This is a genomic window from [Scytonema hofmanni] UTEX 2349 (assembly GCF_000582685.1).
Taxonomy (GTDB): Bacteria; Cyanobacteriota; Cyanobacteriia; order Cyanobacteriales; family Nostocaceae; genus Hassallia; species Hassallia hofmanni.
Window position 1 is genome coordinate 3985974 of the sequence record NZ_KK073768.1, and the last position, 12474, is coordinate 3998447.

Annotated in this window: 11 protein-coding genes; 4 read left to right on the plus strand and 7 right to left on the minus strand. The window is 42.1% G+C overall.

All coding sequences use genetic code 11. The annotated features are described in order from the left end of the window. Positions 1 to 336: a hypothetical protein gene (locus TOL9009_RS49585; protein WP_242055477.1), complete on the plus strand. Its 336-nt coding sequence runs from the start codon at positions 1 to 3 to the stop codon at positions 334 to 336. Between the two features lie 117 nt (positions 337 to 453). Beyond that, entirely contained in the window at positions 454 to 1107 is a 654-nt protein-coding gene (locus tag TOL9009_RS0123005; protein ID WP_029634965.1) for a HupE/UreJ family protein, read from the plus strand. Positions 1108 to 1313: 206 nt separating this feature from the next. On the opposite strand, the gene TOL9009_RS0123010 is transcribed toward TOL9009_RS0123005, so the two are convergent. After that, a complete protein-coding gene (locus TOL9009_RS0123010; RefSeq protein ID WP_029634966.1) occupies positions 1314 to 1991 on the minus strand; it encodes a sugar transferase in 678 nt (225 codons plus the stop codon). Positions 1992 to 2889: 898 nt separating this feature from the next. Between TOL9009_RS0123010 and TOL9009_RS0123015 the strand changes: the two genes are divergently transcribed. After that, positions 2890 to 3192, plus strand: coding sequence for a hypothetical protein (locus TOL9009_RS0123015; protein ID WP_084763379.1), 303 nt, complete (start codon positions 2890 to 2892; stop codon positions 3190 to 3192). Between the two features lie 164 nt (positions 3193 to 3356). Here the strand turns inward: TOL9009_RS0123015 and surE are convergent, their stop codons facing one another. From surE to TOL9009_RS0123035, 4 genes are all read right to left on the minus strand, one after another. Beyond that, positions 3357 to 4037 (minus strand): 5'/3'-nucleotidase SurE, encoded by a 681-nt coding sequence (surE, locus tag TOL9009_RS0123020; RefSeq protein WP_029634968.1) that lies wholly within the window; start codon positions 4035 to 4037, stop codon positions 3357 to 3359. An 87-nt stretch (positions 4038 to 4124) separates the two neighbouring features. After that, entirely contained in the window at positions 4125 to 5318 is a 1194-nt protein-coding gene (locus TOL9009_RS0123025; RefSeq protein ID WP_186227627.1) for a matrixin family metalloprotease, read from the minus strand. A 498-nt stretch (positions 5319 to 5816) separates the two neighbouring features. Further along, on the minus strand, positions 5817 to 8726 hold the full coding sequence (locus TOL9009_RS40195) for a two-partner secretion domain-containing protein (RefSeq protein ID WP_051502999.1): 2910 nt from the start codon (positions 8724 to 8726) through the stop codon (positions 5817 to 5819). Positions 8727 to 8786: 60 nt separating this feature from the next. Then, positions 8787 to 8993, minus strand: a complete 207-nt coding sequence (locus TOL9009_RS0123035; protein WP_029634971.1) for a hypothetical protein — start codon at positions 8991 to 8993, stop codon at positions 8787 to 8789. 390 nt (positions 8994 to 9383) lie between these two features. On the opposite strand from TOL9009_RS0123035, the gene psb32 reads away from it, so the two are divergent. After that, positions 9384 to 10127 (plus strand): photosystem II repair protein Psb32, encoded by a 744-nt coding sequence (gene psb32 / locus TOL9009_RS0123040; protein ID WP_029634973.1) that lies wholly within the window; start codon positions 9384 to 9386, stop codon positions 10125 to 10127. A gap of 156 nt (positions 10128 to 10283) precedes the next feature. Here the strand turns inward: psb32 and TOL9009_RS0123045 are convergent, their stop codons facing one another. Together TOL9009_RS0123045 and TOL9009_RS0123050 are read right to left on the minus strand one after the other, a co-directional pair. After that, positions 10284 to 10667 (minus strand): DUF4346 domain-containing protein, encoded by a 384-nt coding sequence (locus TOL9009_RS0123045; protein ID WP_029634975.1) that lies wholly within the window; start codon positions 10665 to 10667, stop codon positions 10284 to 10286. A 211-nt stretch (positions 10668 to 10878) separates the two neighbouring features. Next, entirely contained in the window at positions 10879 to 12060 is a 1182-nt protein-coding gene (locus TOL9009_RS0123050) for a GNAT family N-acetyltransferase (protein ID WP_029634976.1), read from the minus strand. Positions 12061 to 12474 lie beyond the last annotated feature (414 nt).

The following is a 12474-nucleotide window of genomic DNA, read 5'->3' on the forward strand; positions in this document are numbered from 1 at the left end:
GTGCGTGAATATTTCCAATATGACCCTACAGGTGATTATCTTACTCCTCAACTTCAGGGTTTACGCTTAGTTGAAGGCAATTATTTCCCCATTGCTAGTAATTCCTTAGAAGATGGTACTGTGTCTCTAACCAGTGAAGTTTTAGGGTTAGAGTTACGAGTTAAATCTGGGGATATGCGCTTTTACGATGCGGCAACAGGCAAAACACTGCTAACTTATGAAGAAGAAGCTGCCGCACGACAAGCTGCCGAAGAAGCTAAACAGCAAGCTGAGGAAAGAGCGCAAAAATTAGCCGCTAAACTTAGAGAGTTGAATATTGATCCAGATGCACTTTAGCACAAGATTCCCGACTTCGAGGGAGAAATTGGGAATCTGAAAGATGAAAACATGCGTTAGTTTTGTTTGAGATTTGGGCAGTATAAATAACCTCAAAAAAACTATTTGGCATAAACGATGTTTCAGACTCAGTTATCAAATCCTGTTTCCGAGAAGTTTCCTGGATCTAAGTTACTGTATCGTCATGTTTACGCGATCGCATCTCTACTTGTAATTAGCCTGGTGAGTTCATTTATGCTTTCACAACCTCCAGCCATTTCTAACTGGTTTGATGGCTTTCTGGGGGGGTTAGCACATCCTGTACTAGGCTTGCATCATTTGGTTACTGTAGTTGCTATTGGCTTACTCTCTGGTGTAGTTGTGCGTGGTGCTTTAGTACCAGTAGCCTTTGTGTTAGCAACGCTGTTAGGAACAATCAATCATTTACTCTATCTAAATATACCAGGCTCAGAAACAGCGATCGCCTTTTTCACAATTATTTTTGCGGTTATGATAGCGATCACCAATCAACCAAATCTAATGGTACTGGTGCTGCTCACTGCTACAGCTGGTTTATTCCACGGTTACACTTATTGTCCAGCAATTTTAGAGACACCAATCAGTTCACAAATTGCTTATATGCTGGGTTTAACCTTGACTCAATATGTTGTTGCCATGAGTGCCAGAGAAATTGGCAATATAATTAGCGTCGGAAAACTTCAGAATATGCGTTTTACTGGCTTCGCTTTTTGGGCGATGGGCATCGTTTTTCTTAGTTATTCTATAATGTAAGCAAACGGTAATTGCTAAATACTATTTGTTTAAACTTGTTAGCGACTTCGCATATTTTTGGGATGATTTTGCATTATACGTGAAAAATTTAACATATTGTAAAGACGTTCCTGCGGAAGGTAAAGACGTTCCACCGGAACGTCTCTACGATTCATCCCACGCTTATGCAATCCCCTATTAGCAATTACCCCTAAAAAACTAAGTGCTTAGAAAGCTCCTACCTTTGCAAATATGACGTAGATTGTTTTCAAAATCAACTGCAAGTCATATAGCGGATGCCAATTTTCTTGATAACGTAAGTCTAAATCGACTACTTGCTCAAAATTTTTCACGCTTGAACGACCGTTAACTTGCCATTCACCAGTCATCCCTGGTTTAACATTTAAACGTTGCCAGTGACGTTGATTGTAGTAAGCTACTTCATCAGCGGTAGGTGGACGGGTTCCGACTAAACTCATTTCACCTACTAGCACATTCCAAAACTGGGGAAGTTCATCCAAACTGGTACTTCTTAAAAAGCGTCCCACTTTTGTTATACGGAAGTCATTTTTATTTTTAAACAAAAGTCCATTAGCTTCGTTATCCACTAACGATTTTAATTTTTCGGCATCAACAACCATTGATCGGAATTTACGCATACGAAATCGACATCCTTGTAGTCCATATCGTTCTTGAGCGAAGAAAATTGGACCAGGATTATCGATTTTAATTGCCAGTGCTATTGGCACAAAGGCGATCGCTAAAATCAAAAGTCCTATCAAACTTCCCAAAATATCTAAACAACGTTTAAGTTTAGACTGCACTGATGGGTGAGGGGTAAGTTCTAATTCCCAAGATTGTGAAGTTGCACCCTGTAAAACGGTTTTTAATGATGTTTGGTACATTGCCAAGCCGAATATTTAGCTAAAAAAGTAAAATCGCGTAGCCTTAATCCGACTATATACTTAGCTCCCAAAAATTAAAATCCGCCTTACCAGTAATTTCACTGAATCTTCATCAATAAGATTGAGATCATCACTTTTGATAAACTTAATGTAAAGTTAATTAAATATTACTTATGGTGGATGAAAAAATTTTTAAATTAGCAGTTAGAGTGAACTATAAAAATAAATAGCCTTACGTTACGGGTGTTGAAATTATTCGTGGGTATCGTTCGCACTTCGCGTTTCCCCAAGGGAAGTGGATCGTTTGTTTGACGGCACAGGATTTTTATTTCTTCTCGATTCGGGGAGACGCGTTGCGCGTTGGGATTCACAAACGATAGACAAAAATGGACAGCCTTGTATTAAAGATCCGCAACACCCAACGAGTCACTCAGAAGAAGGCTGTCCATTTTTGTCCAGTTTCATTCCAAGGCAGTATGCTAAGTCCTGTAAATGTGAAGACAAGATAAAATTATGTTATGATATTCTACCAAATGAGTGCATATACTGGAGAAAATTTCCCACTTCACTCCTTCCGCCGTTAGTCAAGCTCTGCAAAAAGGTCGGCTGATAAATTCAAAAATATCTGACATAGATATAAAATCCATCCTTTAAGGATAGATTTTACTAAATAATGTGACAGATGGCATGGTAGTGCAAAATGAAAATGTGAGTTAATGCGAAAGCATTCATCACAACTAAAGAGCAATATCTTTATATATTCAGCAAAAGCACCGAGGAATAAAATCGCAAATAGTATCACAATAGCAGCGAATGCATTGTGCTACCTGTATTAGCTTATTTAAACATTAGTAGTGACATCACTTTTATGCTATCTCAAAGTTGGGGTGCTAGAGACATGGTATCAGCAGGGGTCGAAGTTAAAATAAATCGCCTAGAATCTATTGTTGAACAAATAGGGGAAGCAGTGCTTGCTACCACGGAAACTATTGAACGTCTCGCTGAAAGAGTAGATACTATCAGCGTGCAAGTAGAAAAACAGGGAAAGCAGGTACAGCAACAGGGTTATCAAATTTTGGCATTATGTGATGCAGTGCAGAGCCTTGCTGAATCCCAGGACGATACACTGCAAAGGCTAAACCATCTGACATATACTCTAGACCGCCTGATGACATTGATTCAAGGCGCACCTGAAGGATAAAGGTGAATTGAACACCTTTAATTTATAACGTTCGCATAATGGCGAGGATATCCGAAGTATAAACTAGGAAGTGAACATTCTTCGGTGAAACTACTTGCTTATATTTAATTTTTCTTTCGGACTTGCTTTTCCCCGTTATATGAGTGCCACTTACACCCAGCAAGTTAAACTCTTAACTGAGTGACGGCAATTTTACCGGAAAAACATACATCGACATCGCTGCCTGGAGTGCGATCGCGTTTGCTATATTCCCCTGCATAATAAAAGTCATCGCCGTCAATTCGGTAATTAATCGGTAATGGTTTGGTACAAGCTTGGCAAAATACCACTTCTGGATCTGGTTCTCCGGGTACTAAATGTGGTAAATTGACATTCCAAAAACTCCCAGATTCTAAAGGTCGCTGAAGTAAGTCAGCTAAAACCCCTTCTGTCCATCTTGCCGCTACATCCCAATCTATATTCAGCTTGCCTTTACGATAGTGAGAAACCGCGATTCCGGGAATACCGTGCATCGCAGCTTCTCTGACAGCAGCCACAGTTCCGGAAATATACGCATCAACTCCTAAGTTTCCACCAGCGTTGATTCCCGATAAAACAAACTTGATATTTGGACAAATTTGTGATACAGCTATTCTGATACAATCGGCGGGAGTGCCGGCGATCGCATATTCGCGGTCAGAACGTCGTTGTAACTGAATGGGACGAGTTGTAGTCACTTGATGTCCGCAACCCGATTGATGGTCTTTTGGAGCGGCAATAATTATATCTTGACCATTAACAGCTTTGAGGAGCGATTTAATTCCGGGAGCGTCAATTCCGTCGTCATTGGTGAGAATGAGAGTCATATAGCGGTTCTCTGAAAGCGTCCAATACAAATTGTAAAGACATTAAATGTAACATCTCTGTTGACTTGTATGAAGAGCGCTTTTTTGCTAAACGCTTTTCTGAAAATTAGGCGATACTCCGTAGGAGTCACTTTGCCCTGGCTTAACACCCAAACGTTTCTTACTCATCAGCAGTACTCCTGCTACAGCAAATAATCCAGAAAGATAGGAAGGTTCTGGAACCTTCTGGGATGGAGGGTTAAGATCCACATTTGCGTACTTACTGATCTGGGCAGCTGCTAGAATATCAACTCCAGACAAGAGCCTCCGCTCTCCCCGACGAAGAGTTGAACTGCCTACTGGAGCCGGAGAAAATGTTGATAAGGGAGGAGCCAGATGAACCACTCCATCTTGTGCGAAAGTAGTAGGTATCTGTGTACCGGCAAACGGCAGCCCTGACCCAACATTAATTATAGAGTCACCTTGAAGCTCTGCGATCGCACTAGGATTGACTCTGCTTAGTCCCAACGCATGTCCAATTTCATGCAGAGCAACTGTGAATAAATCAAATCCGGTAGCTGCTGGGGTAGTGTTAGAGGTAGATAAGTCATTGGCAAAGGCACTGCGTCCTACATTGACTATGCCTCCTCCTAAATCTGCCTCGCTAGTCTCAAACGGCTCAAACTCCTCGCTCGTTCTGGGAGTAGGGTCTAGAAAAAATACCATGTTAGGGTCGCTATTAAAGAGAATAGTACCTTCTGTCTCTCGGAAAACTCTGGTTCCATCTGCTAGTGTAGTCTTCTGCCCTGCATTCAAAAGATGAAGTCCCAGTTCCCCATAAAAGTCAGTTTGATTTTTTGGCTCACCATAATCATATGTATCTCTAGGGTTAGTCAGTGGAGCTAACGAAGCAGTTCCAATACTGAGGTTGAGTACAACAGAGTCATCTTTAACAGCCCCCTCCCAATAGTCTGCCGCTGCTCTAACTATGTCATAAAAATTACCTCCACCAACTGAATTGTTAAGTAACCTTTCTATTGGTTGGACATTTACTAAATTTCCATTTGGTAAGCTGATATCAGTATCCACAAATCCTGTATCCAGAGGGTCTGAGCCGGTAACGTTTAATGGTGGTGGAGAAATGTTACTGAAACCTAGATTAATTCTTAATGCTTTGGCTTGTGGTGCTATTGTTGCTAAACCAGTTAATGTCAAGAACGCGATCGCTCCCAAGCGTTTCCAGTGTAAGCTTGCAGATATAAACTGTAATTTCTCGTTATTTACAAACCATCTTTGCATCATAAAAACTTTCATTCGGTGTATTTGGGAACTTACTGCTGTCTCTCGTTGTCTAACCAAAACCAGGGAATATACCCATAGATTCTCAGATTTTTTGCTAAGAGACAATCCAGTTACTTAAGTTTTTATGAAAAAAATATATTCAGTACTATTAAATAAAATCTAAGTAAAGATACATACGGCTATTGCATGGTTGTATAAAAAATGCAATATTAAATTCAATTGATTACGTGTCCTCATATAATGTCGGTAAATTACTTACAATGTAAAGACGTTCCGCCGGAACGTCTCTACGACGGTAGGTAGGTTTTTATTAGTGTTAATTAAACGGACATGATATCAAAACCCTTGTAGAGAAGCGATATATCGCGTCTCTACATCTAGATTCATACCGCGATTCAGCAACGCAAAATTTTCCAATGCCCTATAATGCGGCTATACGCGGAGTAGCGGGGAACTGGCATATAGCGCACTACCTCCCCATTGCCCCTTACCCAATGCCTAATGGCAAGGTATTGAAAAAGACTGCAAATTATCAGAATTAGTTTGAGTATCTTCGCCAACAAGCGTAACTTCGCCATTATCGTTGAACACCCAACCTATTGCAGGGATAATTTTCACCGTATCAGGGGAAGCCGCACGCTTGACAGTGACTGGTTGGGAGTAATTCTGTGTGGTTACAAATGGAAGGCGAGTATCTGACCACACAACTTCACTGCTGAGTGGCTCGTAAGGATCGGGTGGCAAGCCTCCCCGTCCAGTGACTATAAATTGACCACCTGTTGTCCTATTTTTGGGACTACAACTTTGGGCTATCAACTGTGAGAGATCAACAAGCTGTGGGAAGAAACTAACTAGTGTTCGACTGGCGTCAATCTCTGGACTATTAATAGTCACTTGACCGCTTAATGAAGGATTACCTGTTAATGAAATAGCTGTAATGTCACTACTAACAAGCCCTTGAGGATCTAAATTATTCGGATCGCTCAGTAAAGCTCTCAGTTCTTCTAAGCTGCGTGGAATCAGCCCAAAGTTACTTACTGTGTTAATGGTGACATTTCCCCCTCTACCCTGGAAAGAATTTGCTGTAATATCGCTATTTTCTTGGGGAAGGGTGACGATAAATTTGGCGTTGATATCAATGTTGCCACCATTTCCTCCAGCCCCCAGGCTACCTGCACTAGTAGAGATACCGCTATTTCGACGTAACAGCAGTAAGTCTGAGTTTTGTAGTCTGATATCTCCACCATTACCCGATCTGCTTTCAGCAACGATTTGTCCCTGGTTATCCAAACGGATAATTGGAGCGGTGATTGTAATGTTCCCTGCACCTCTAGCATCATTGGCAGTACTGGTACTACTGACAGTCGCAATAGCTCCATCCCGAATAATCAATTGCCTCGTGGAAATATTCAAATCTCCAGATTTGCCAGTGCTTCTAGCTGGAGCAAAAAGACCGCTGCGAGCCAATCCAGTTGGATTCAGCACACTTCCAGCTAGCTCAACAGATTCGGAGGCATTTACATCTAATTTTCCTCCTGCACCCCTACCATTGCTGGAAGCGGAAATTGCGGCTCCATCACGCACCATTAATTGCCCGGTGTTGATTGTTAAGTTTCCAGCGTTTCCATTACCATTACTTCTAGACGTTAAGATGCTAGGATTTTCAGCATTGGCTCCCCCTCTACCTGTCACTTCCACCGAGTTTCGCGCATTCACTGTCAAATTCCCACCATTCCCAGCAGCATTAGTATCAGTGAGTGTAAGTATTTGCGCCCCACCTTGAACAACTAACTTCCCTGTGTCAATGCTTATGTCTCCAGCGTTTCCAGATCCAGCTGTTGAACTTGATAAGAAACTGCCCACCGGTCCGACTATAGTATTACCAGTTCCACTAATTGTTACCGAGTCAGAAGCCACAACATTTAAATTGCCTGCCTTTCCATTACCAACCGTCGCTGTGGTTATAAATGCCCCATCTCGAACAATCAGCTTATCGGTGTTAATGGCTATGTTACCGGCATCTCCATTACTGGGGACTTCATCCAGGCGTATAGATTGAGAAAGCAAGCTACTAGGTAACTCACCATTTGAGGAAGTACCAATAAGTTCTACAGAGTCTCTGGTGTTGATGGTCAAATCTCCTGCTTTACCATCGCTCAGAGTCAGTGTTTGTATTTGTGCCCCGTCTCGGACAACTAATTTGCCAGTATCAATCCTCAAATTTCCGGCATTTCCGGTTCCTAGAGTTGCAGTACTAATCTGACTGCTATCGCTATTATTGGAAGTACCAATAAGTTCTACTGAATCTCCGGCGTTGATGGTCAAATCTCCTGCGTTACCATTGCTCAGAGTCAGTGTTTGTATTAGTGACCCGTCTCGGACAACTAATTTGCCAGTGTCAATCCTCACATTTCCGGCATTTCCGGTTCCTTGAGTAGCAGTAGTAATCTGACTGCTATCGCTGAGTGTCACTGAGTTAGGGGCATTTATGGTGATGTTTCCCCCTTGACTACTGCCAAGGGTTGTCCCAGATTGTAAAAAACTTCCCACCAGACTTAAGCTATTGCCTTGTACCTGAATTGTGCCACCAGTGTTTCCACTAGTATCGGCAATAGCTCCTTGAGTTAGCAGAATATCCCCAAAGTTTGGTACATCTGCATATCCGAGGGCGTAACCTTGACCAATAGAAGTTAGTTTGACTAAACCAGATCCGGCAACGCTACCCAACTCAATTCTTCCTTGTGCTGCTGTCAAGTTGCCTCCATCCAGGGTGACATCACCGCCAACCAACGCTAGGGTTTTGCCTGTTGGGACTCGCAAACCCACGGGAAATCCGGTGTTGGCATTAATTGGAAGTGCTTGAGAGCGATTAATAATATTTCCAGCCGTTGAGCCAAATTGCAGCCCTATGGGAACACTGACTGTCAATAAAGGTGCAATTTGAGGGGCAGTTGCACTGAATTCAAAGCCATCATCAAACTTCAGGCTGCTGGCTGTGCTGGCAATAAAAGAGCCGCCAATATTTAAACTGGCATTCGGTCCAAAAACAATTCCGTTGGGATTGATGAGAAACAGATTGGCGCTACCATTTGCTCTAATAAGACCGTCAATATTGGATCTAGATTGACCTGTTACCCGGCTAATGATATTCTGAATATCCCCATTGTTGAAATATGCCCCACTACCAGTGAGTACTGAAAAATCTTGAAAACTGTGGAACAAGTTTGTTCCAGCTTGCGTTCCTCCTTCAATGATGCTGGTATTGCCAGAGGTTCTAACGCGAGAATTAGTAGGTAAAGTTATATCAGGGGTGATTTGAGCAAGAGCACAATTTGCAAAAAAGAACGCACTACTTGTTACTATTCCAAGTCCTTGTAACCAGTGATAACGAATACTAATTGCAAACATCTTTTCACCTGAGTATCAGATTTAACTGAATTATATTTGCATATTATCATCAATCTGGCTTTAATATATGCAGCTGTACTTTTGCTTTTTGAGTTGCATTTGAGTGAGTAAATTCACCTGAGCGATCGCTACTAGGGGAGAGGGCAAAAAAAATATCCCAGTTTGCTCAACGCTCTCTAACCCTCGAACTGATTCTCTCGTTGGACTGGTATCTTTATCGCGTGCAAGTGCCTTATCTTTTTCTACTGAAATATTGCAAACTATCAAGCAAATTGCTGTAAAATTTCTCCATAGGATATAATTAAAACATCGTTTACAGAGTCCGCTCCCAAGCACTTGGGTTAATCCCAAAACTCAAGGCTGGGACGGTTTTTCTTCAATGAAGCTGTAACAGAAATTTGCCTAATTTTGAAGTTATATCATAATTTGTTTGCACAATATCCCACCTGGTCGAATGTTCGATTTGGCTGGATGACCTTTCCCCAAACTTAAGCACTGAAAATTGAAAAGGGGGACTGGGGACTGGATAATGGGAAGATTTGGATCAGGATTGGAACCCATCTGGAAACGGAAAAGTGGAGAAAAGCAGTTAAGGACGTGATTTTTTACAGTAGTTGTGTAGTATTTTGTCGAAAGAAGGTATGAAGGATTCATCTGATGAAACAGCTCCTCAATCAAGTATTTACCATGACAAAACACCTAGTACGGCTTATTCTGCCGCTGGTGATGATAATTTTGGCTTCGTCCCTGGTTGCTACACCGGCTTTCGCGACAAGTGTGTATGATATGCCGAATCTTACACCAGGCAGCACCTGGGTTGTAGATAAAGGCGAAGTTATTAGCTTTTCTAATGAAGGTAAAATTAGCAGTGCCTTGGAAGACTTGGCAAAGCAAACAGGCAATGAAGTTAGAATAGTTACGATGCATCGTCTCGACTACGGAGAGACACCGGAAAGCTTCACCAAAGCCCTTTTTGAAAAATGGTTTCCCACAAAAGAGGCTCAAGAAAATCAAAGCATACTGATGATTGACACCGTTACCAATGGTACGGCTATTATTAGTGGCGATAAAGTCAAGTCTTTGATGCCAGAAGCGATCGCACTGAGTATCGCATCTCAAACTTTGGCAGAACCATTACGAAACGGTAACAAATACAATCAAGCATTTCTCGATGCAAGCGATCGCCTTGTTGCCGTCCTCTCTGGTCAACCCGACCCAGGACCACCCCAAATCGCCGAAACTGTCCAAGTAGAAGGCACATTTAAAAAAGCAGAAGAAACCGAAAGTATCAAAGGTAACGCCACAGCTTGGGTAGTAGGACTTCTAATCGCCGCTACCGTCATCCCAATGGCAACTTACTACATCTATCTAGTAATTCAACCATCTTCTGACGGGCAATAGGAATTGGAGCGTTGATAGTTGGTAGTTGATAGTGGTTAGGAGTTAGGAGTTAGGAGAACAAAGTATGAGTTAGGGGTTAGGAGTTTGCGGAGTTAGTAGAACAACGCTCCAACGCTCCAACCATCCACTAACAACCATCCACCATCAACGCTCCAACTAATCTTGAACATACTCTTGCCCTGTCAGCAAAGCAACCTCAGCGCGGACAAATTCTCGACCCAAATAAGCTGCATGGTCAAAAAGACTTACCGGACAGGGCTGAGTTTCTTCAAAAATCTTTACACAAAGTTCCTTAGCTGTCCTCCCTGTAAATACTGTTGTGTGAGTTCTTTGCACCTTCCCCCGTGCTGGAATCACTTTTCCCGTTTCTGGATCGACAGCTAAACCTTGCTCAGAAATCACATTTGTGAAATGCTTGGCAGAAATCAAACCCGCCTCCCGATCCAAATAAATAATAAAATATCCACTGGGGTCAAGGTCAATATGACGCTGAGAAAGCTTGTCATCAATTGCCGCCAAATTTTCAACTGTCAAATCCATAGTCGCTCTAAAAATCAAATTTTATCTAGGTTTTTACACTTCTTCTTAAGTGTAATTGTTTCCTTCCCTTTTCATGCTTGGAAAGCTACTTTGATATGATCTGAAATCCTAGAGACGTTCCGGTGGAACGTCTCTACATTATGGGTAATTTGTCGGACATAATATGAGACATTATTCGGCATCCGCCACCACATTCATCGCCTCATTAAAATTAAGAATCTTTTTGAGTAAACGGCAACTCTGCATTCATCCCATCAATTTCTTGCTGTTCTAGTTCATTCACCTCACGAATATAAGGACGCAAAATCTGTTCTAAACGACTATTGTAAAAGCGGTGTAAACTGTGATTGGGCATAGCTGGAAAACCGCGACGTTTTTTATGACGACCCCCAGCACCAGGGTCAAAAGTTTGAATTCCGTTAGCGATCGCCCATTCAATTGGTGAATAATAGCAAGCATCAAAATGCAAGTTATCTATTTCTTGAAAACTACCCCAATAACGACCATACAGGCGATCGCCTTTATATAAACAAAAAGACATTCCTACAGGTTGACGATTATCTTGCTCGCTGTATGCAGCAACAAATAATACCCGATGGCGATAATTGGCGTGTAATTGCTCAAAAAATTGCTTTGTCAAATACTTACTACCCCACCAGCCAAATTTATCACAAGTGTCGGCGTAGAAATCGTACATTAAAGGAAACAGCGACTGGGGAATTTCATCACCTGTCAATTTTTCCAATCGTAAACCGATTTTTTCCACCGCTTTGCGTTCGCGTTTGATATTGCGGCGTTGATTGGCGTTAAACACGCCTAAATAATCATCAAAAGTGTTAAAGCCGAGATTTTCCCAAATGTAGCTGTGGTGCAACCAAGTTGTAAAACCAAGGCGTTCTAAAACAAGTCGCCATTGGGGATCTACATAGAGAAAATGACAGCCAGAAATGCCATTTTTAATGCAGAAAGCGTCAATTTCATGCACCATGAGCGATGTTATTTCATTTTCATCTTCTCCGGGTGCAATTAAAAATCGATAGCCTTCAGCCGGGGTAAACGGTGTCATTCCCAGCAGTTTTGGGTAATAGCGCACACCAATGCGATCGGCTAACTCTGCCCACTGATGATCGAACACAAATTCGCCATAACTATGTCCTTTCAGGTAAAGTGGGGCAGCAGCAATCAGCGTTCTGTCTCGCCACAATGTCAAGTGATTTGGCAACCAACCAGTTTTTCGAGTTGCGCTGCCGGAAGTTTCTAGATTATTCAGCCATTCCCACTCTAAAAACGGGGTTTTGAGTGGCATTGCTAAAGCATCCCACGCCTGACGGGGGATTTCAGCAATTTTGTTAATCCAGGCGGCAGAATAGCGAGGCTTGAGTTGTTCGACCATTGGAGGCTTTAGAAATACAAAACTTTGCAAAAGCTTTTTTTAGGGTAACTTACTCCTCATGCCCTCAGACTGGAAGGTTTGTCATTACAAGAAAGGCAGAAGTTCGAGGGCAGAAGGCACTTATGTTAGGAGTATCAATTAAAACTTACTTTGTGGGTTTAAAGCCCAGTTGAAACAAATAATTATACTCAAGATGGCTTGCACGGACGGTATAAAACGTCCTTGTTTCAATCCCACTATGAGTAAGGGTGGGTTGCCTTCTGCCTTCTGCCTCCAGCATAAGTGCCTTCTGAACAACATCTCCACAACCGACTGGGACTTAAGTCCCAGTCTCATAGCTAAAGTCGGATAAATCCGACTCAAACCATTTCAGGACTGACGGAAAAAATCGCCAAAAAGAGTGAATTTTCGTAG